Here is a 20,049-nt window from a genome sequence, read left to right as displayed (position 1 = left end):
GGGCGACGCCGCGACGAGCGCGCACCGGCGCACGCCCGTCCGGCACCCGGTCGGCCTGCGCGCCGCGCGGCACGCGCTGCTGGGACGCGCCCACGACCTGGCCGCCGTCGACGCCGCGTGGGCGGACGCCCGCCTCGTGACCGTGCTCGGGACGGGCGGGCTGGGCAAGACGACGCTCGTGCAGGAGGTCGGCCGGCGCGCGCAGGACGACGCGTGGGTCGTCGTCGTCGAGCTCGCGGGCGTGCGCTCGGACGCCGACGTGGAGACCGCGATCGCGTCGGCGCTCGGCCTCGCGCACGCGCGCAGCGCGCGGCTGGGCGACCGGCTCCCCGCGACGACCGACGCGACCGGCCGGATCGCCGAGCGGTTGGGCGAGGTCCCCACCCTGCTCGTGCTCGACAACTGCGAGCACGTGGTCGCGGGGGCCGCGCAGTGCGCGGACGCGCTGCTGGCCGCCGTGCCGGGCCTCCGGGTCCTCACCACGAGCCGTACGCCGTTGCTCGTGGCAGGCGAGCGCGTGCACCCGCTCGCGCCGCTGCCGGTCGACGGCGGTCACGGCGCCGCCGTCGAGCTGTTCCGCGAGCGGGCGCGCGCCGCCCGGCCCGGGGTCGCCCTGCCGCTCGAGGTGGTCGCGCGCATCGCGACGCGGCTCGACGGGCTGCCGCTCGCGATCGAGCTCGCCGCCGCGCGCGTGCGTACCATGACGGTCGAGGAGGTGGAGCGTCGCCTCGACGCCCGGTTCGCGCTGCTGCGGTCCGGGGACCGGCTGGCGCCCGACCGCCACCGCACGCTGGAGGCCGTCATCGACTGGAGCTGGCACCTGCTGGGCGACGACGAGCAGCGCGTGCTGCGCCGTCTGTCCGTGCTGCCCGACGGGTTCGACCTCGACGCGGCCGCGGCGCTCGGCCGGCTGACGACCGCGCCCGCCGTCACCGGGGACGGGGCCGTCGCCACGGACGGAGCCGGCACCGACGACGCCTGGGACGTGCTCGACGCCCTCGACGGTCTCGTGCTGCAGTCCCTGTGCAGCGTCGTGGAGGACCGCGGCGAGGGCGACGACGAGCCGGTCGTCCGGTACCGCATGCTGGAGACGGTCCGCGAGTTCGGCCACCTGCGCCTGACCGAGGCGGGCGAGCACGACGCCGCCCTCGACGCGATGCTCGCGTGGGCGCTCGCGTTCGCCGACCGCTGGGCACCCGCGCTCGTCGACGGCGACCAGCCCGCGGCGATGCGCGCGCTGCGCCGCGAGCAGGACAACCTGCTGCTCGCGTTCCGCACGGCGCTGGACCGCGGCCTGACGGGCGAGGCGTACGCGCTGTACGTCGCGCTCACCGGGTACTGGAGCCTGCGCGGGGCGCACGAGCAGGTCTTCGGCCTCGGCATCGACCTGCTGGCGGGCACGCACGGGTGGCGGGTCGCGCCACGGCACGCGGACGCGGCGGCGCTCGCGCTCACGGAGCTCGCCGCGATGGGCATCTTCGGGGACGCGGGGAGCACCGCGCGTGCGCTCGCGCGCCTGCGGCTGGTCGTGCGGGAGCTCGGGTCGCACCTCGGCCCCCGGACGCGCGCGTTCGCGGGGCTCGCGCTCGCGGGGTCGGTCGCCGGGATGGCGCGCGAGCTCGCGGACCTCCGACGGTCGAGCGACACCTACCTGGCGATGCTGGGCCACATGCTCTCGGCGCAGCTCGCGGAGAACTCGGGCCGGCTCGAGGTGGCGCGGCGATGGGTCGAGGAGGCGTACGCGCTGGGCGTCGCCCGGGGCGACGTCTGGGCGGAGGCGAACAACGCGTCGTTCCTCGCGCAGCTCGCGGCCGAGGAAGGGCTCGCGCAGGAGGCGCTGCGATGGGTGTCGGTGGCGCGCACCGGGATGGGCCGCCTGGTCGCCGAGGAGGAGCTGCACCAGGTCGCGTGGCTCGAGCTCGCGGCCTCGGTGGGCGTCGGCGACCTGGCCACGGCGCGGGACCGGTGCGACGCGCTCGCGGAGGTCGCGGCGTCGGGCCGCATGGGCCGCACCACCTGGCAGTCGCCCGAGCTCGTGGCCCTCGAGCGGGCCGGACGGGGTGAGATCGCGGCCGCGGAGGGCGACGTCGCCGCCGCGCTCGACCACCTCCAGGCCGCGTACGACGCGTTCGGGCCCGACGGCGGAGGGGAGCGGACGTCGCCGTGGTTCATCATGATCACGGTCGGCTGGATCGCCCGCCTCGTGCTCGCACCGGAGGCGGTCCGCGCCGCCCGGCCCGCGCCGAGCACGCCGGCGCCGGCCCTCGCGCGGCACGTGCACGAGTGGCAGCGCGTGCGCGCTGCCGACGCCGTCGACCACCCGGTCCTCGGCACCGCGGCCGTCGGTCTCGGCACGGCCGCGTGGGCGGGGTCGGGCGACGCGTCACGGGTCGACGACGGGCTCGAGCTCTTCTTCCTCGCCGAGCTGCTCGGCTCACGCCAGGACCTGCCCATGCTGCACCGCGCACCGCTCGACGCGCGTGCCCGCGAGCTGCTGGGCACGGACCGGACGGACGCCGCACGCGCGCGGGCGCGGGCCGTCGGGCGACGGCACGCCGCGACGCGGGCGCTCGCGCTCGTCGACGCGCTCTGGCGCTGAGCGGCACACGCGACGGACGCCCCGGGGAGAGGTCCCCAGGGCGTCCGTCGTCCTGCTCTCAGGCCTTGCGCATGTACGCCCGCACCGCGAGGGGCGCGAAGACCGCGACGACGATCGCGGAGCCCAGCAGCGCCAGGCCCACCTCGTGCGTCACGGTCGCCGTGTTGGCGAGCTCGCGCACGGCCGTGACGAGGTGCGACACCGGGTTCGCCTCGGCGAACACCTGCAGGGGCCGTGGCATCGTCGACGGGTCGACGAACGCGTTCGAGAGGAACGTCAGCGGGAAGAGCACGAGGAACGAGATGCCCTGGACGGACGACGCGGTGCGCCCGACGACGCCGAAGAACGCGAAGATCCAGCTCAGCGACCACGAGCACAGGATCACGAGCAGGCCGGCGAGCACGACGCCGCCGATCCCGCCGCCGGGCCGGTAGCCCATGACGTAGCCCATCGTGAAGGTGAGCGTCGTCGCGATGAGGTACCGGACCGCGTCGGCGACGAGCGCGCCCGCGAGGGGTGCGACGCGCGCGATCGGCAGCGACTTGAACCGGTCGAACACGCCCTTGTCCATGTCCTCGCGGAGCTGGACGCCCGTGACGACCGACGTCGTCAGGACGGTCTGGACGAGGATGCCCGGGATGATGATCGGCAGGTAGTCGCGCACGCTGCCGGAGATCGCGCCGCCGAAGATGTACGTGAACATCAGCGTGAAGATGATCGGCTGCAGCGTCACGTCGAAGAGCTGCTCGGGCGTGCGGCGGACCTTGAGCAGCCCGCGCCACGCCATGGTGAGCGACTGCTTCACCGCGACGGGCCACGAGACGGTGCGCGCGAGGTCGGCGGGGACGCCGGTGGTGGGGGTCAGGGTCGTGGCGCTCATGCGTTCACCGTCGTTCCTGCGGCGTCGGCCGCGTGCTCGGCCGCGGACGCGTCCGCGTCGTCGGACGCCTCGGCCGGGTGGCCGGTGAGCGTGAGGAAGACCTCGTCGAGCGAGGGCTTCTGCATGGACAGCTCGTCGACGGCGAGGCCGCGCTCGCGCAGCAGCACGAGCAGGTCGGTCACCGCGGCGGGGTCGTCCAGCGGGAGGGTGAGGCGCGCGGCCTCGGGGGAGACCGTCGGCTCGACGCGGAACCGGTCGCGGATCGTCGCCGCGGCGGCCAGCACCTGGCCGGGGTCGGCGAGCCGCAGCTGCAGCGACTGCGTCCCGACCGCCGACTTGAGCTCGTCGGCGGTGCCCTCGGCGACGACGCGGCCGCGGTCGATGACCGCGATGCGGTCCGCGAGCTGGTCGGCCTCGTCGAGGTACTGGGTCGTGAGCAGGACCGTCGAACCGGTCGCGACGAGCTCGCGGATCGTGTCCCACATCTGCGCGCGGGTGCGCGGGTCGAGGCCCGTCGTCGGCTCGTCGAGGAAGATGAGCGGCGGCTGCGCGATGAGGCTCGCCGCGAGGTCCAGCCGGCGCCGCATGCCGCCGGAGAAGTTCCGCAGCGGCTTGTTCGCCGCCTCCGTCAGGCCGAACCGCTCCAGCAGGTCCGCGGACTTGGCACGCGCGGCGGTGCGGGACAGACCGTGCAGGCGCGAGAAGAGCACGAGGTTCTCGGTCGCGCTCAGCGTCTCGTCGACCGACGCGTACTGGCCCGTGACGCCGATGAGCTGGCGCACGACGTGCGGCTCGTGCGCCACGTCGTGCCCGAAGATGCGGGCCGTGCCGGCGTCGGGGCGCAGGAGCGTGGCGAGCATGCGGATCGTCGTCGTCTTGCCGGCACCATTAGGGCCGAGCACGCCGTAGACGGTGCCGGTCCGGACGGTGAGGTCGACGCCGTCGACGGCACGCTGCTCGCCGAACGTCTTGACGAGGCCCTCGGCCTCGATGGCCCAGGTGTGGTGGGTCATGGTGTCCTCCCTGGTCGTTGTCGTGACCAGGGTGGACGGACCCCGCTGTCAGCCCGCTGTCAGCGCGTGGCGCCGCCGGCGGGCCGCTGTCGGTCCGCTGTCAGACCGCCGTCAGCGGCGCGGCCGCGGGCGCACCGGCGCCCGGGACGACGGGCACCGGCCCGCGCGTGCGGAGCGTGCCGCAGAACGACACGACGCCCGCGGCGAGCAGCGCCGCCCCCACCATGTGCAGGTTGACGAGCGCGATCGGCAGGCCGGTGAAGAGCTGGACGTACCCGATCAGCCCCTGCCCGAGCGTCACGCCGAGCAGCACGAGCCCGACCGTGCGGGGTCGACCGCCGACCTGCGACCGCAGGACCCGCCACAGCATGACGGCGAGGACCGCGACGAAGAGCCACACCGATGCCGCGTGCACGCGAGCCATCGCGTACGGGTCGACCGCGAACCGGTAGCCGACCTCCTCGTCGCCCGAGTGCGGCCCGGCGCCGGTGACGACGACCCCGAGCACGAGGACGACGACGGTGAGCGCGGCGAGCAGCCAGCGCAGGCCGTACGTCGTGCGGTCGACGAGCGGCTCGGGTCGCGCGTCGCCCTCGGCGGACCGCACGAGCAGCCACGTCGACGCGGCGATCAGCGCCATCGAGATGAGCAGGTGGCCGCCGACGATCGCGGGGTGCAGGTCGACGAGCACGGTGATCCCGCCGACGACGGCCTGCACCGCGACCCCGGCGAGCGGCGCGAGGCCGAGCCAGCGGTAGGCGGCCGAGCGGCTCCGGTCGGAGAAGACGAGGAGCGCGACGACGATCGCGAGGATGCCCAGCACGCCGGTGATCGTCCGGTTGCCGAACTCGATGAACGGGTGGATCGACGTGGCCTCGTGGAACCGGGGCGTGAACTCGCCCGGCTCGCACTGCGGCCACGTCGAGCAGCCGAGCCCCGACCCGGTGAGCCGCACGGCGCCGCCGGTGCCGACGATGACGATCTGCCCGATCAGGTTCGCGACGATCGCGGGCCGGGTCCAGCGCGGCCGCAGGCGGTCGAGCAGGGGCGGCCGGACGGGGGCGGTGGCGGGCGTCGTCACGCGTCCCAGGGTAGTTCGGCGCGATGGACGGTCCGACCGTGCGGGGCGCGAGCCGCGTCACACGTCACGACGCCGGCAGCCGGGCGCCCGTCCCTCGCGCGTGCCGGTCGGCCGTCAGTGCCAGCGGAACAGGCGTCCCGCGCCCCAGCCGAGCGCGGCGGTCCAGCCGAGCAGCACGACGACCGACCACGGCGGCAGGACGCCGTGCAGCAGCGTCTCGCGCATGGCCTCGCCGAGCGCGCCCGACGGCAGCAGCAGCGCGACGTGCTGGAGCGGGCCCGGCAGGCTGCTCGCGGGCACGATCACGCCGCCCGCGACCGCGAGCACGAGCAGCGCGAGGTTGGCGACGGCGAGCACGGCCTCGGCGCGCAGCGTGCCGGCGACGAGCATCGCGAGCGACGTGAACGCCGCGGTGCCGAGCACGACGGCGACGGCGGCGAGCGGGATCCCGGCGGGGTCCGGACGCCAGCCGAGCACGACGGCCGCGGCGCCGATGACGAGCACCTGCACGAGCTCGACGACGAGCACGCCGAGCACCTTGCCCGCGAGCAGCCCGCCGCGACCGAGCGGCGTCGTGGACAGCAGCCGCAGCACGCCGTTGCGCCGGTCGAACGACGACGCGATGGCCTGCGACGTGAACGACGTCGTCATGACGGCGAGCGCCAGGACGCCGGGTGCGAGGAAGTCGATGCGGCTCGCGCCGCCGGTGTCGAGCTCGACGAACGTGCCGCGCGTCAGCCCGACGAGCACGAGGACGGGCACGACGACCGTGACGAGCAGCTGCTCGCCGTTGCGCAGGATCGCGCGGGCCTCGAACGACGTCTGCGCGAGGACCCGACGCCACGTGGGGGCGGCTCCGGCGTGCGCGCGGCGGTCGGCGGTGGTCGTCGTCATCGCAGGTCCCGTCCCGTCAGGTCGAGGAAGACGTCCTCGAGCGTCGAGCGGCCCACCGACAGGCGCGTCGCGAGCACGTCGCCCGCGGCGAGCCAGGCCGTGACGGCCGCGACGGTCGCGGGCTCGACCGCGCCGGAGACGACGTACGTGCCGGGCGCGGCCTCGGCGACGGCGAACCCGTCGCCGAGCGCGGTGCGCAGGCCGTCCAGGTCGAGACCGGCGCGCGTCTCCAGGCGGAGCGAGCGGTCGTCCGCCGACGCCAGCAGGTCCGCGACCGACCCCTCGGCGAGGACGCGGCCCTGGTCGACGACGACCACGTGGTCCGCGAGGTCCTCGGCCTCGTCCATGAGGTGGGTCGTGAGCAGCACGGCGACACCCTCGGCCCGCAGCTCGCGCACGAGCTCCCAAACGGCGAGCCGTGCCTGCGGGTCCATGCCTGCGCTGGGCTCGTCGAGGAACACGACGTCGGGCCGCCCGACGACCGCCGCGGCGAGCGCGAGACGCTGCCGCTGCCCGCCGGACAGGCGCCGGACCGTGGTGCGCGCGAACGACCCGAGCCCGAGCCGTTCGGTGAGCTCGCCGAGGTCGCGCGGGTCGGCGTACATGCGCGCGACGTGCGCGAGCATGTCGGCGGCGCGGATCGACGTCGGCAGGCCGCCGTCCTGGAGCATGACGCCCACGCGCGGGCGGAGCTCGCGGGCCTGCGTGCGCGGGTCGAGCCCGAGGACGCGCACGGCACCCTCGTCGGGCGTGCGCAGCCCCTCGCAGCACTCGATGGTCGTCGTCTTGCCGGCGCCGTTGGGCCCGAGCACGGCCGTGACCTGGCCGGGGAGCGCGGCGAGGTCGAGCCCGTCGACGACGGCGCGACCGCCGTACCGCTTGACGAGCCCACGGACCTCCAGCGCGGGGGAGTCGGGCACGAGAGGGGAGTCTAGGCGCGCGGTCCGGCCGGCCCGGAGCGTCCGCCCTCCGGGGTGACGTCCGCCACAGCCGGCCTCGCGGGCGTCGCGTCCTCGCCGGTGGGCACGGGCGCCCGTCGCGCGTCGCGACCTGCGGGAAGGTCACCCTTGCTTGCAGGGATGGATTTCGGCAACAAGGATGTTGCCAATATCGCGACCATCCCCCGGTCGTGCCCTCGGCCGGTCCGTCCGGTCGCGCGGCGTGGGGGGAGGCCCCACGATCCGGGAGGTGACCATGAGCGCGACGCTGCCCGTCGCCGCCGTGAGCACCGCGGCGACGCCCGAGTCCGACGCCGGCACGCGCGAGCGCGTCCTGCGGCTCGTCGCCGCGCAGGGTCCGGTGTCCGCCACCGAGCTCGCCGCCCGGCTCGACCTCACGACCACCGGCATCCGCCGGCACCTCGCGGTGCTCGAGTCCGGCGACCAGATCGCCGTGCACGACGGGGTCGGCCTCGGCCCGGCGCGTCGCGGTCGCCCGGCCCGCCGCTACGTCGTGACCAGCCGCGGCCAGGCCGCGCTCTCGCACCGCTACTCCGAGCTCGCCGCGCAGGCGCTGCGCTTCCTCGCCGAGACGGGCGGCCCCGCCGCGGTCGAGAGCTTCGCCGAGCAGCGCGTCCGTGACCTCGAGCAGCGCCTCGTGGCGGTCGTCGACGCGGCCGGCGAGGACGTCACCGCCCGCGCCCGCTCGCTCGCCGACGGCCTGACCGCCGACGGGTACGCCGCGTCCGCGCGGCCCGTCCCCGGCGCGCGGGCCGTCCAGCTCTGCCAGGGGCACTGCCCCGTCCAGGACGTCGCGCACGAGTTCCCGCAGCTCTGCGAGGCCGAGGCCCGCGCGTTCTCGCGCATCCTCGGCGTCCACGTGCAGCGCCTCGCCACCCTCGCCGGTGGTGGGCACGTCTGCACCACGAACATCCCGACGACCGCACCGACCCCCGCAGCCCCCGTGCTCGCCCCGGAAGGACCGACAGCATGAGTGCACCCACCGAGAACGCGGCAGCCGCCGCGCCCCTCACGCAGGACGAGGCCATCGCCTCGATCGGCAACTACAACTACGGCTGGCACGACACCGACGTGGCCGGCGCCACGGCGAAGCGCGGCCTGTCCGAGGCCGTCGTGCGGGAGATCTCGGCGCTGAAGAACGAGCCCGAGTGGATGCTCAAGACGCGCCTGAAGTCGCTGCGCCTGTTCGAGAAGAAGCCCATGCCGTGGTGGGGCTCCGACCTGTCGGGCATCGACTTCGACAACATCAAGTACTTCGTGCGCTCGACCGAGAAGCAGGCCGCCAGCTGGGAGGACCTGCCCGAGGACATCAAGAACACGTACGACCGCCTCGGCATCCCGGAGGCGGAGAAGCAGCGCCTCGTCGCGGGCGTCGCCGCGCAGTACGAGTCCGAGGTCGTCTACCACCAGATCCAGGAGTCGCTCGAGGAGCAGGGCGTCATCTTCCTCGACACTGACACGGGCCTGCGCGAGCACCCCGAGATCTTCGAGCAGTACTTCGGCTCCGTGATCCCCCCGGGCGACAACAAGTTCGCGTCGCTCAACACCGCCGTGTGGTCGGGCGGGTCGTTCGTCTACGTGCCGCCGGGCGTGCACGTCGAGATCCCGCTGCAGGCCTACTTCCGCATCAACACGGAGAACATGGGCCAGTTCGAGCGGACGCTGATCATCGCCGACGAGGGCTCATACGTGCACTACGTCGAGGGCTGCACCGCGCCCGTCTACTCGTCGGACTCGCTGCACTCCGCGGTCGTCGAGATCATCGTCAAGAAGAACGCCCGCGTGCGGTACACGACGATCCAGAACTGGTCGAACAACGTGTACAACCTCGTCACCAAGCGGGCGACCGCCGCCGAGGGCGCGACGATGGAGTGGGTCGACGGCAACATCGGCTCCAAGGTCACGATGAAGTACCCGGCGATCTACCTCATGGGCGAGCACGCGCGCGGCGAGACGCTGTCGATCGCGTTCGCGGGCGAGGGCCAGCACCAGGACGCGGGCGCCAAGATGGTGCACGCCGCGCCGCACACGTCGTCGTCGATCGTCTCGAAGTCGGTCGCGCGCGGCGGTGGCCGCACGTCCTACCGCGGGCTCGTGCAGGTGCTGGAGGGTGCGAGCCACTCCGCGTCGAACGTGCTCTGCGACGCGCTGCTCGTCGACCAGATCTCGCGCTCCGACACCTACCCGTACGTCGACGTCCGCGAGGACGACGTGTCGATGGGCCACGAGGCCACGGTGTCGCGCGTGAGCGAGGACCAGCTGTTCTACCTGATGTCCCGGGGCATGCCCGAGACCGAGGCGATGGCCATGATCGTGCGCGGGTTCGTCGAGCCCATCGCGCGCGAGCTGCCCATGGAGTACGCCCTCGAGCTCAACCGCCTCATCGAGCTGCAGATGGAAGGGGCCGTCGGCTGATGACGACCACCACGGAGAACCTGTCGACCGACCACTCGCGGGCGGTCGCCGACGGGGCCCACACGCACGGCACCGGGGGCACCCCGGAGGCGTCCCGCGCCGCGCGTCCGACGTCCTTCGACGTCGCCGACTTCGCGGTCCCCACGGGCCGTGAGGAGGAGTGGCGGTTCTCGCCCGTCGACCGCCTCGCGCCGCTGTTCGCCGCGACGAGCGAGGGCGTGCTCACGGGTCACGGCGTGCTGACGACCGTCGTCGAGGCGCCCGAGGTCAGGGTCGAGATCGTCGACCGCGATGACGAGCGCCTCGGCCGCGCGGGCGAGCCCGGCGACCGCACCGCCGCCGTCGCGTGGGCGTCGTTCCCGCGTGCGACCGTCGTGACGGTCCCGCGCGAGAAGGTCGCGTCCACCGTGACGTCGATCAAGATCGAGGGCGTCGAGGGTGCGGGCACGCACGACGCGCCGCTCGAGCCGTCGGCGACGCACCTGCTGGTGCACGCCGAGGCGCTGTCCGAGGGCGTCGTCGTCATCGACCACGTCGGGCACGCGTCGCTCACCGAGACCGTCGAGATCGTCGCGGACGAGGGTGCGCACCTCACCGTCGTCACGGTGCACGACTGGGCCGAGGGCTCGGTCCACGCGTCGTCGCACCGGCTGCGGATCGGTCGCGACGCGACCGTCAAGCACATCGCGGTGACGCTCGGCGGCGACGTCGTGCGCATCACGCCCGACGCCGCGTTCGTCGGCGAGGGGGCGTCGGTCAACCTGCTCGGCCTGTACTTCGCCGACGCGGGCCAGCACCAGGAGCAGCGCCTGTTCGTCGACCACGCGGTCCCCAACTGCGTGAGCCGTGTGACCTACAAGGGCGCGCTGCAGGGCGCGGGCGCGCACACCGTGTGGGTCGGCGACGTGCTGATCCGCGCGGCTGCCGAGGGCACCGACACGTACGAGCTCAACCGCAACCTCGTCCTCACCGACGGGGCGCGCGCGGACTCGGTGCCGAACCTCGAGATCGAGACGGGCGTCATCGAGGGTGCGGGCCACGCGTCCGCGACCGGCCGCTTCGACGACGAGCAGCTCTTCTACCTGCGCGCCCGCGGCATCCCCGAGGCCGACGCGCGTCGGCTCGTCGTGCGCGGCTTCTTCGCGGAGCTGGTCCACGAGATCGGCGTCCCCGCGGTCGAGGAGCGGCTCATCGGTGCGATCGAGAAGGAGCTCGAGGCGTCCATGTCGGCGCTCGACGGGCTCGCCGACCGTCCGCACGTCGACGGTTCCGAGTCGTCCGTCCACACGGAGCGCGCATGACCGCACAGCTCGCCTGCTACGACGAGGACGTGCCGGCCGCCGGCACGCTCCGCGTCGAGCTCGAGGGCGAGTCCGGACCCGTCGAGGTCGCGATCGTCCGCGACGAGGACGGCGAGCTGCACGCCATCAGCGACATCTGCTCGCACGGCGCGGTCTCGCTGTCCGACGGCGAGGTCGAGGACTGCTCGATCGAGTGCTGGCTGCACGGGTCGCGGTTCGACCTGCGCACCGGCAAGCCGCTCGGCCCGCCCGCGGTCCGGCCCGTCCCCGTCTACCCCGTGACCGTCGACGGCCAGCGCGTGCTGGTCGACGTCGACGCCCCCCTCTGACCTAGGAGTACCCCGCATGGCCACCCTGGAGATCCGCGACCTGCACGTCAGCGTCGAGACCAAGGAGGGCGCCAAGCCCATCCTGCGCGGTGTCGACCTGACCGTGAACAGCGGCGAGACGCACGCGATCATGGGCCCCAACGGGTCCGGCAAGTCCACGCTCGCGTACTCGCTCGCGGGCCACCCGAAGTACCAGATCACCTCCGGCACCGTGACGCTCGACGGCGAGGACGTCCTCGCCCTGTCCGTCGACGAGCGCGCCCGCGCGGGCCTGTTCCTCGCGATGCAGTACCCCGTCGAGGTGCCCGGCGTCTCGGTGTCGAACTTCCTGCGCACCGCGAAGACCGCGATCGACGGCGAGGCCCCGCCGCTGCGCACCTGGGTCAAGGACGTCCGCACCGCGATGGACGACCTCCGCATGGACCCGGCGTTCGCGGACCGCTCCGTGAACGAGGGCTTCTCCGGCGGTGAGAAGAAGCGCCACGAGATCCTCCAGATGGAGCTCCTCAAGCCGAAGTTCGCGATCCTCGACGAGACCGACTCGGGCCTCGACGTCGACGCGCTGCGCGTCGTGTCGGAGGGCGTCAACCGCGTCCGCCAGAACCCGGACGTCGGCGTGCTGCTCATCACGCACTACACGCGCATCCTGCGCTACATCCAGCCCGACTTCGTGCACGTCTTCGTCGACGGCAAGGTCGCCGAGGAGGGCGGGCCCGAGCTCGCCGAGCGCCTCGAGAACGAGGGCTACGACCGGTTCCTCACGTCGGCGGTCTGACGACCGACGACCACCGTCCCCGGGAGCGTCCGTGCGACGCCCCCGGGGACTCCTGACCCGGTAGACGCACACACCCACGACGAAGGGCGGACGACGTGACCAGCACGCTCGACACCGCGGTCCCGCAGGGCGGGGCGCCGGCCGCGGCCGGCACGCTCGGTCCCGCCGAGCTCGCGGCGGTCCGTGCGGACTTCCCGCTGCTCGCGCGCACCCTGCGCGGCGGACGCCCGCTCGTCTACCTCGACTCCGGGGCGACGTCGCAGAAGCCCGAGGTCGTCCTCGACGCCGAGCAGGACTTCTACGTGCAGCGCAACGCCGCCGTGCACCGCGGCGCGCACCAGCTCGCGGAGGAGGCCACGGAGGCGTTCGAGGACGCGCGCGCCCGGGTCGCGTCGTTCGTCGGCGTCTCGCCCGGCGAGCTCGTCTGGACGTCGAACGCGACCGCGGCGATCAACCTCGTCGCGTACGCGATGTCGAACGCGTCGCTGGGCCGCGGCGGCTCGGAGTCGGCGCGCTTCGCGCTCCGTCCGGGCGACGAGATCGTCGTGACCGAGCTCGAGCACCACGCGAACCTCGTGCCGTGGCAGGAGCTCGCCGCGCGGACGGGTGCGACGCTGCGCTGGATCGGTGTCGACGACGACGGGCGGCTGCGCCTCGACGACCTGGCGACGGTCGTGGGGGAGCGGACGCGCGTGCTCGCGTTCACGCACGCGTCGAACGTGACGGGTGCGATCACGCCCGTGCGCGCGTTCGTGGACCGTGCGCGTGCCGTCGGGGCGCTGACGGTGCTCGACGCGTGCCAGTCCGTGCCGCACCTGCCCGTCGACCTGCACGCGCTGGGCGTCGACTTCGCCGCGTTCTCCGGCCACAAGATGCTCGGCCCGACGGGCGTCGGCGCGCTCTACGGGCGGCGTGAGCTGCTCGAGGCCATGCCGCCCGTCACGACCGGCGGGTCGATGGTCGAGGTCGTCACGATGGAGCGCACGACGTACGCGCCGCCGCCGCAGCGGTTCGAGGCCGGCACGCAGATGGTGTCGCAGGCCGTGGGCATGGGCGCCGCCGCGTCCTACCTCGCCGAGCTCGGCATGGACGCCGTCGCCGCGCACGAGGCCCACCTCACGCAGCTGCTGCTCGACGCGGTCGCGTCCGTGCCGGGCGTCCGCGTGATCGGCCCGACCGACGCGCGCGACCGGCTCGCGAACGTGTCGTTCGTCGTCGACGGCGTGCACGCGCACGACGTCGGCCAGGTGCTCGACGACGCCGGCGTCGCCGTCCGCGTCGGGCACCACTGCGCGCAGCCGCTGCACCGCCGGTTCGGCGTCGCCGCGACCGCGCGCGCGTCGGCCGCCGTCTACACGACCGACGAGGAGATCGAGGTGTTCCGGGAAGCACTCGCGGGGGTGCGGACGTTCTTCGGTCTGGAGGACGGGAGCAACGCATGAGCACCTCGATGGAACAGCTGTACCAGCAGGTCATCCTCGACCACGCGAAGCACCCGCACGGGCGGGGCCTCGGCGAGGTCGCGGTGGCCGAGGCCCGCACGGCCCAGTCGCACCAGGTCAACCCGACCTGTGGCGACGAGGTGACCTTGCAGGTCGACGTCGACCTCTCGGGGGTCGTCCGCGACGTGCGCTGGGAGGGGCAGGGCTGCAGCATCTCGCAGGCCTCTGTCTCCGTGCTGCACGACCTCGTCGTCGACCAGGACCTGACGACCGTCGACGACCTCGCGGGCACGTTCCGCGCCCTCATGCAGTCGAAGGGCGCCGGGCTCGGTGACGAGGTGGAGGACAAGCTCGGAGACGCCGCCGCCTTCACGGGCGTCGGCCGCTACTCGGCCCGCGTGAAGTGCGCCCTGCTCGGCTGGGTCGCCCTGAACGACGCACTCATCAAGACCGGCGCGACGCGCACCAAGGAGGACGCATGAGCACCGAGACCAACCCGACCACGGTCGCCGACGTCGAGGAGGCCATGCGGGACGTCATCGACCCCGAGCTCGGCATCAACGTCGTCGACCTCGGCCTCGTCTACGGCGTCGTCATCGACCAGACGAACACCGCCGTGATCGACATGACCCTCACCTCCGCGGCGTGCCCGCTGACCGACGTCATCGAGGACCAGTCCGCGCAGGCGCTCGACGGCATCGTCGACGGCTTCCGCATCAACTGGGTCTGGATGCCGCCGTGGGGCCCGGAGAAGATCACCGACGACGGCCGCGCCCAGATGCGCGCCCTCGGCTTCAACATCTGACCAGCCGAGCAGCACGTCCACGACGACGCCCGCCTCCCGCCGGAGGCCGGGCGTCGTCGTGCGACTGCCGGGAGCGGCGCCGCGGTCCGTCAGACGCGAGGGACGTCGTTGATCGCGAGCAGGGGAGCGGACAGCGTCGTCGCACCCGTCATCCAAGGCTCGTGCGCGGGCAGGAGCGCGACCTGCCACGCGCCCGGCGGGATGAGGGGTGACGGCGACGCGAGCCCGACCGGGTCGGCGGCGACGAAGCCGCGGCGGCCGTAGTAGCGGGGGTCGCCCTCGAGGACGACGAGCGGCCATCCCGCGGCCGAGGCACTGTCGAGCGCGGCCGCGACGAGAGCCGTGCCGATACCGCGTCGCTGCGCGGCAGGGGCGACGGAGAGCGGGGAGAGCGTGAGTGCGGGCACGGGCCCCCGCGCCGAGGCGATCGTGACGCGCGTGAGCAGCACGTGCCCCACGACGTCACCGTCGCCGCCGAGCGCGACGAGCGAGAGGCCCTCGACCCACGCGGGGTCAGCGCGGAGCGCGTCGAGCATGGTCAGGACGTGGTCGGCGTGCTCGCCGAACGCGGAGCCGACGACCTCCCGCACGGCATCGACGTCAGCAGGGGTCTCGGAGCGGATCAGCACGCGCGCGACCGTAGCCCGGCGCCGGGCCTGGGCGCAGGTCGACATCAACTGGTCGCTAGGTCGGGAGCGGGGCCGACTCGCGGACCACGAGCCGTGTCGGCAGCAGGAGCGAGCTGGGCGTCTCGCCGTCGACGACCGCGAGGAGGACCCGCGCCATCTCCTGCCCGAGCGAGCGGATCGGCTGCTGGACCGTGGTGAGCGGCGGGTAGGCGAGCTCGGCGATCGGCAGGTCGTCGAAGCCCACGACGGCGACGTCCTCGGGCACGCGTCGTCCGTGCAGCGCGAGGGTCCGGACCGCTCCGACGGCCATGTTGTCGGACGCGACGGCCACGGCGTCGATGTCGGGATCGCGGTCGAGCAGGCGCTCCATCGCGCGCGCGCCGCCCTCCCGCGTGAAGTCGGCGCGCTCGACGAGCGTGGGGTCGAGGTTCGCGACGGACAGGGCGTCGGTGACGCCCTCGAGGCGCGCGACGGCCGCGTGCGAGTCCTCGGGTCCGGCGATCGTGGCGATGCGTCGGCGGCCGAGCCGGACGAGGTGCTCGGCCGCGGTCCGGCCGCCGCCCCTGTTGTCGACGTCGACGAACAGCTCGGGCTGGCCGTGCAGGGGCCGGCCGCCGTACACCGCGGGCAGCCCCGACTCCTCGACCATCCGCTGGAGGGGGTCGTCGCCGCGCAGCGCCATGACCATGACCCCGTCGGCACGGGGGCGTCGCAGCATGCGCCGGACGCGGTCGTGGCCGCGCTCGGGGTGGCACAGGAGGAGCTTGAGGTCGAGCTCGGTGTTCTCGAGCGCCGTCGTGACCCCCACGATCACCTGGCCGATGAACGGGTCCCCGAGGAGGTCCGGGTTGTCGTGCGACGCGGCGAGGACGACGGCGCCGACCTTCTGGCGCGCGAGCGCCTGCGCGGTGACGTTCGGGACGTAGCCCAGCTCGCGCACCGCGCGGTCGACCGCGCGACGCGTCGCGGGGCTGACGTGGACGGCGTTGTTGATGGCGCGCGACGCCGCGGAGCGCGAGACACCGGCGCGTTCGGCCACCTCGTCGAGGGTGGGAGGGCGTCCGGTCCGACCTGTCATGGTTCCCCTCGTCCGCGTGCTGAACCCGCGTGAGGCTACCACCGAGGATGCTGCGGCGGGCAGCGCTCCCGGCGGGATCACGGTGCACGCTCGCTCACTCCTTAGAGCGATGACCTGCCGCTTCGTCTTGACATCGAAAGGCGTCGCCCGGACCATCAAGCGCGGAACTGGAAGCGCGTCCAGTCAGTCGAGGAGCGCCACCGTGACGATGTGGCGCGAGCGGCGAGCGACGTCGACCTTCGTGCGGTGTGTCCGTCTCGGACGTCGTGGAAGCGCTACCAGTTCTCACTGCCCGCACCACCAGACATCGCGCCCCGACGGCGCCCGCCCTCACCCTTCCGGAGACACCGTGGTCCCCACACCCGCCCCGCGCCCACGCCGGCGCCGCCGGTGGCTGGCCGGCTCGACGTCGGCCCCTGCTCGTCGTCGCGGCCGTCGCGTCGACTGCGACCGCCGCCCCCCTGACGGACGAGCACGGCTTCGCCGACGGCGACGCGCAGGGCTGGTTCACCTACGCGAACGCCGGGTCCGTGTCGTCGTCCGTGACCGGCGGGGAGATGTGCGCGGCGGTCGACGGTGGCGTCAACCCCTGGGACATCGCGCTGCAGCACGACGACGTGACGTACGACCGCGACACCACGTACACGGTGTCGTTCGAGGCGCACGCGTCCGCGCCGGTCACCGTCCCGGTGCAGGGTGGGCTCGGGTACCCGGCCGCGTTCGGCCACCAGGTCGTGCTCGACGGCACCGCGACGCCCCAGCACGTCGAGTTCACGTTCACCCCCGCCGACTGGCCCACGCGTCCGGGCACCCCGGGCTCGCCGGTCGCCGACGACTGGACGACCGGGACCGGCCAGGTGTCGTTCCAGCTCGGCGGGCAGGCCGCGCCGTACACGTTCTGCGTCGACGACTTCTCCGTCACGTCGGGCGCCCGCATCGACCACTCGTTCGCGGGCGGCGACCTCGGGGCGTTCTCGCTGTACGACGCCGCCGGTGGCGGGACGGCCCGCGCCGGGGCCGACGGGCTCAGCGCGTGCATCGACCTGCGCGGCGGCTACGCCAACCCGTACGAGGCCGGTCTCGAGCTCAAGCACGTCGAGGTCGTCGAGGGCCGCAGCTACGTCCTCGAGCTCACCGCCTACGCGAGCGACCCGGCGCCCGTCAACGTGCTCGTCGGCCAGTTCGGCGAACCGTGGCACCGCGTGCTCGACGACGACGCGGCACTGACGACGACGCCGACGACCTTCACCTACGCCTTCACGGCCGACGCCTCGTTCAGCGCCGACCCGTCGGCGGCGTACGGCCGCATCCAGCTCGAGCTCGGTCGACGCACGGCGCCGTACACGTTCTGCATCACCGAGCTGTCGTTCGCCGAGACGACGGAGCCGCCGCCGCCGTACGCGCCCGACACCGGCTCGCGCGTGCGCGTGAACCAGGTCGGGTACCTGACCGACGGGCCCAAGCGCGCGACGCTCGTCACGACGCAGACCGAACCCGTCGACTGGGAGCTCCGCTCCGGCAGCACCGTGGTCGCGTCCGGCACGTCGACGCCGCGCGGCGTCGACCCGACGGCCGGCGTCAACGTGCACGTCGTGGACTTCGGCGACGTCACCACGCCCGGCACCTACACGCTGCGCGCGGACGGCGAGACCAGCCACCCGTTCGTCGTCGGCGACGACCTGTACGACAGCCTGCGCCACGACGCGCTCGACTACTTCTACCCGGTGCGCAGCGGCATCGCGATCGACGGGTCGATCATGGGCGACGGGCGCTACACGCGCCCTGCGGGCCACGTCGGACGGCCGGGTGACGCAGGCGCCAACCAGGGCGACCACGCCGTCCCCTGCATCACGCCGGCAGAGGCGCAGAACCTCTACGGCGACTGGACGTGCGACTACACGCTCGACGTCGTCGGCGGCTGGTACGACGCGGGAGACCACGGCAAGTACGTCGTCAACGGCGGCATCGCCGTCGCGCAGGTCATGAGCACCTACGAGCGTGCCCTGCACGCGCCGACGGGCGACGTCGCGGCCCTCGGGGACGGCTCCCTCGACATCCCGCTCGTCGAGCAGACCAACGGCGTCCCCGACGCGCTGGACGAGGCGCGGTGGGAGCTCGAGTGGATGCTGCGCATGCAGGTCCCGGCCGGGGAGCCGCTCGCCGGCATGGTCCACCACAAGGTGCACGACGTGGACTGGACCGGTCTGCCGCTGCTGCCGTCCGACGACCCGCAGGAGCGCCGGCTGCACCGCCCGTCGACCGCGGCGACGCTGAACCTCGCGGCCGCCGCGGCGCAGGGCGCCCGGCTGTGGGAGCCGTACGACGCCGAGTTCGCCGCCGAGCTGCTCGCCGCCGCCCGCACCGCGTACGCCGCCGCGGTCGCCACGCCCGACCTGTACGCGCCGGCGCCGAACGCCGACCCGAGCCCGGGTGGCGGTCCGTACGACGACACGGACGTGACCGACGAGTTCTACTGGGCGGCTGCGGAGCTGTTCCTCACGACGGGGGAGCCGCAGTTCCGGGACGCGGTGCTCGCGAACGAGCTCCACACCGCGGACATCTTCACCGCGGGCGGCATGTACTGGGGCGAGACCGCAGCCCTCGGGCGCCTGGACCTCGCCGTCGTGGAGTCCGACATCCCCGGACGGACCGCGATCCGCCAGTCGGTCGTGGACGGTGCGGAGACGTACCTCGAGCGGCAGGCGGCCGAGCCGTTCGGCACCGCGTACAGCGGCGACGACGACGGCGTGTACGAGTGGGGGTCGAACTCCGCGGTCCTCAACAACCAGGTGGTCCTCGGCACCGCGTTCGACCTCACGGGCGACCAGCGGTTCGCGGACGCCGTGCTCGAGTCGATGGACTACCTGCTCGGCCGCAACGCGCTCAACATCTCGTACGTCACGGGCTACGGCGACGTGTTCTCCGACGACCAGCACAGCCGGTGGTTCGCGCACTCGCTCACAGACGCGCTGCCCAACCCGCCGGTCGGGTCGGTGTCGGGCGGGCCGAACTCGGACGTCGGCACGTGGGACCCGGTCATCAGCGGTCTCTACGGCCCCGACCACATGTGCGCACCGCAGCTCTGCTACGTCGACGACATCCAGTCGTGGTCGACCAACGAGATCACCGTGAACTGGAACTCGGCCCTGTCGTGGGTGGCGTCGTTCGTCGCCGACCAGCGCGGCGGAGCGTCGGCCGCGGGCACGGTCGCGTGGGTCCGTACCGGACCTGCGGACGTCACGGTCGCCGACGGCGCGCAGGCCCGCTTCACCGTCGCCGCGTCGGGCTCGCCGACCCCGACCGTGCAGTGGCAGCGGCTCGTCGACGGGACGTGGACCGACGTGCCGGGGGCGACGGAGGCGACGCTCGCGTTCACGGCGCGCACCGCCGACTCGGGGGCGCGGTTCCGGGCGTACGTGGCGAACTCCTTCGGTGGCGCCTACTCCGACCCGGCGACCCTCACGGTGGCCGCGCCCGGCGCACCGGGCGGCGGGGCGGGGGGCACCTCGAGCGGCGTCGCCCCGGCGGCGGCCCGTCCGGGTCCCCTCGCCGTCACGGGCGCCGACCCGTGGGCGCTCCTCGGCATCGGGCTGCTGCTCGTCGCCGCAGGCGCGGGTGCGGTCGTCCTGACCCGGAGAGCGCGCACGACCGGCTGACGACCTGCGTGCCGGTCGGCACCTGTGGGACCACGTCGCTCCCGTGACCTCAGTGCCGCGGGAGCGACGTGCGTCGGCCGCTCTGGACGCAGCCGCGTCGCAGGGGGTCACCTCAGGTGCCAGACGCGTCGCAGGGCGGGGTCACCTCAGGTGCCAGACGCGTCGGAGCGCGTGGGTCACCGCGGGCGGCCGA

The 20,049-nt window shown here is 73.9% G+C and carries 17 protein-coding genes; 10 read left to right on the top strand and 7 right to left on the bottom strand.

The features are described 5' to 3' along the window. Nucleotides 1–2,599: ATP-binding protein (locus tag CTKZ_RS21635; protein ID WP_160142907.1), on the top strand; the 2,599-nt coding region annotated here is incomplete at its 5' end. 58 nt (nucleotides 2,600–2,657) lie between these two features. On the opposite strand, the gene CTKZ_RS14600 is transcribed toward CTKZ_RS21635, so the two are convergent. From CTKZ_RS14600 to CTKZ_RS14580, 5 genes are all read right to left on the bottom strand, one after another. Then, on the bottom strand, nucleotides 2,658–3,479 hold the full coding sequence (locus CTKZ_RS14600) for an ABC transporter permease (RefSeq protein ID WP_124343627.1): 822 nt from the start codon (nucleotides 3,477–3,479) through the stop codon (nucleotides 2,658–2,660). Then, complete coding sequence (locus CTKZ_RS14595; protein WP_124343626.1) at nucleotides 3,476–4,492, bottom strand: ATP-binding cassette domain-containing protein; 1,017 nt, start codon at nucleotides 4,490–4,492, stop codon at nucleotides 3,476–3,478. The genes CTKZ_RS14600 and CTKZ_RS14595 overlap by 4 nt, the downstream gene beginning before the upstream one ends. A 100-nt stretch (nucleotides 4,493–4,592) precedes the next feature. Further along, on the bottom strand, nucleotides 4,593–5,573 hold the full coding sequence (locus tag CTKZ_RS14590; protein WP_124343625.1) for a COX15/CtaA family protein: 981 nt from the start codon (nucleotides 5,571–5,573) through the stop codon (nucleotides 4,593–4,595). Nucleotides 5,574–5,687: 114 nt separating this feature from the next. Beyond that, a complete protein-coding gene (locus CTKZ_RS14585) occupies nucleotides 5,688–6,467 on the bottom strand; it encodes an ABC transporter permease (RefSeq protein WP_124343624.1) in 780 nt (259 codons plus the stop codon). Continuing rightward, nucleotides 6,464–7,387 (bottom strand): ABC transporter ATP-binding protein, encoded by a 924-nt coding sequence (locus CTKZ_RS14580; RefSeq protein WP_124343623.1) that lies wholly within the window; start codon nucleotides 7,385–7,387, stop codon nucleotides 6,464–6,466. The genes CTKZ_RS14585 and CTKZ_RS14580 overlap by 4 nt, the downstream gene beginning before the upstream one ends. A gap of 274 nt (nucleotides 7,388–7,661) precedes the next feature. Here CTKZ_RS14580 and CTKZ_RS14575 point away from each other — a divergent pair, with 274 nt between their 5' ends. The 8 genes from CTKZ_RS14575 (at nucleotide 7,662) to CTKZ_RS14540 (ending at nucleotide 14,493) form a co-directional block, all read left to right on the top strand. Further along, the gene (locus CTKZ_RS14575) at nucleotides 7,662–8,399 is read left to right on the top strand and encodes a helix-turn-helix transcriptional regulator (protein ID WP_124343622.1); all 738 of its coding nucleotides are present in this window, start codon (nucleotides 7,662–7,664) and stop codon (nucleotides 8,397–8,399) included. After that, nucleotides 8,396–9,841 carry a Fe-S cluster assembly protein SufB gene (gene sufB, locus CTKZ_RS14570; RefSeq protein WP_124343621.1) on the top strand — a complete coding sequence of 482 codons (1,446 nt, stop codon included), beginning with the start codon at nucleotides 8,396–8,398 and terminating at the stop codon, nucleotides 9,839–9,841. The genes CTKZ_RS14575 and sufB overlap by 4 nt, the downstream gene beginning before the upstream one ends. Further along, on the top strand, nucleotides 9,841–11,142 hold the full coding sequence (sufD, locus tag CTKZ_RS14565; protein WP_124343620.1) for a Fe-S cluster assembly protein SufD: 1,302 nt from the start codon (nucleotides 9,841–9,843) through the stop codon (nucleotides 11,140–11,142). Before sufB ends, sufD begins: the two co-directional genes overlap by 1 nt. Next, complete coding sequence (locus CTKZ_RS14560; RefSeq protein ID WP_124343619.1) at nucleotides 11,139–11,471, top strand: non-heme iron oxygenase ferredoxin subunit; 333 nt, start codon at nucleotides 11,139–11,141, stop codon at nucleotides 11,469–11,471. Before sufD ends, CTKZ_RS14560 begins: the two co-directional genes overlap by 4 nt. Nucleotides 11,472–11,487: 16 nt before the next feature. After that, complete coding sequence (gene sufC / locus CTKZ_RS14555; RefSeq protein ID WP_124343618.1) at nucleotides 11,488–12,246, top strand: Fe-S cluster assembly ATPase SufC; 759 nt, start codon at nucleotides 11,488–11,490, stop codon at nucleotides 12,244–12,246. A 95-nt stretch (nucleotides 12,247–12,341) separates the two neighbouring features. Next, complete coding sequence (locus CTKZ_RS14550) at nucleotides 12,342–13,688, top strand: SufS family cysteine desulfurase (protein ID WP_124343617.1); 1,347 nt, start codon at nucleotides 12,342–12,344, stop codon at nucleotides 13,686–13,688. Further along, nucleotides 13,685–14,170, top strand: coding sequence for a Fe-S cluster assembly sulfur transfer protein SufU (gene sufU / locus CTKZ_RS14545; protein WP_124343616.1), 486 nt, complete (start codon nucleotides 13,685–13,687; stop codon nucleotides 14,168–14,170). Before CTKZ_RS14550 ends, sufU begins: the two co-directional genes overlap by 4 nt. Continuing rightward, nucleotides 14,167–14,493 (top strand): metal-sulfur cluster assembly factor, encoded by a 327-nt coding sequence (locus CTKZ_RS14540; RefSeq protein ID WP_124343615.1) that lies wholly within the window; start codon nucleotides 14,167–14,169, stop codon nucleotides 14,491–14,493. The genes sufU and CTKZ_RS14540 overlap by 4 nt, the downstream gene beginning before the upstream one ends. 89 nt (nucleotides 14,494–14,582) lie before the next feature. Here CTKZ_RS14540 and CTKZ_RS14535 read toward each other — a convergent pair whose 3' ends face one another. Together CTKZ_RS14535 and CTKZ_RS14530 are read right to left on the bottom strand one after the other, a co-directional pair. Next, a complete protein-coding gene (locus CTKZ_RS14535; RefSeq protein WP_235843497.1) occupies nucleotides 14,583–15,122 on the bottom strand; it encodes a GNAT family N-acetyltransferase in 540 nt (179 codons plus the stop codon). Between the two features lie 55 nt (nucleotides 15,123–15,177). Then, complete coding sequence (locus CTKZ_RS14530) at nucleotides 15,178–16,161, bottom strand: LacI family DNA-binding transcriptional regulator (protein ID WP_235843496.1); 984 nt, start codon at nucleotides 16,159–16,161, stop codon at nucleotides 15,178–15,180. Between the two features lie 287 nt (nucleotides 16,162–16,448). On the opposite strand from CTKZ_RS14530, the gene CTKZ_RS14525 reads away from it, so the two are divergent. Beyond that, the gene (locus tag CTKZ_RS14525) at nucleotides 16,449–19,856 is read left to right on the top strand and encodes a glycoside hydrolase family 9 protein (RefSeq protein WP_235843495.1); all 3,408 of its coding nucleotides are present in this window, start codon (nucleotides 16,449–16,451) and stop codon (nucleotides 19,854–19,856) included. The last annotated feature ends 193 nt before the right edge of the window (nucleotides 19,857–20,049 follow it).

The sequence above is a fragment of the Cellulomonas algicola genome, assembly GCF_003851725.1.
Classification (GTDB): Bacteria; Actinomycetota; Actinomycetes; order Actinomycetales; family Cellulomonadaceae; genus Cellulomonas; species Cellulomonas algicola.
The sequence above is the reverse complement of the archived record's forward strand: the minus strand, read 5'-3'. Positions and strand labels throughout refer to the sequence as shown.

Bases quoted from the DNA above. Each gene is read 5' to 3' on its own strand.
- sufB (WP_124343621.1), top strand. From the start codon at position 8,396: ATGAGTGCACCCACCGAGAACGCGGCAGCCGCCGCGCCCCTCACGCAG.
- sufC (WP_124343618.1), top strand. From the start codon at position 11,488: ATGGCCACCCTGGAGATCCGCGACCTGCACGTCAGCGTCGAGACCAAG.
- sufU (WP_124343616.1), top strand. From the start codon at position 13,685: ATGAGCACCTCGATGGAACAGCTGTACCAGCAGGTCATCCTCGACCAC.
- CTKZ_RS14575 (WP_124343622.1), top strand. From the start codon at position 7,662: ATGAGCGCGACGCTGCCCGTCGCCGCCGTGAGCACCGCGGCGACGCCC.
- CTKZ_RS14600 (WP_124343627.1), bottom strand. From the start codon at position 3,479: ATGAGCGCCACGACCCTGACCCCCACCACCGGCGTCCCCGCCGACCTC.
- CTKZ_RS14585 (WP_124343624.1), bottom strand. From the start codon at position 6,467: ATGACGACGACCACCGCCGACCGCCGCGCGCACGCCGGAGCCGCCCCC.
- CTKZ_RS14540 (WP_124343615.1), top strand. From the start codon at position 14,167: ATGAGCACCGAGACCAACCCGACCACGGTCGCCGACGTCGAGGAGGCC.
- sufD (WP_124343620.1), top strand. From the start codon at position 9,841: ATGACGACCACCACGGAGAACCTGTCGACCGACCACTCGCGGGCGGTC.
- CTKZ_RS14595 (WP_124343626.1), bottom strand. From the start codon at position 4,492: ATGACCCACCACACCTGGGCCATCGAGGCCGAGGGCCTCGTCAAGACG.
- CTKZ_RS14560 (WP_124343619.1), top strand. From the start codon at position 11,139: ATGACCGCACAGCTCGCCTGCTACGACGAGGACGTGCCGGCCGCCGGC.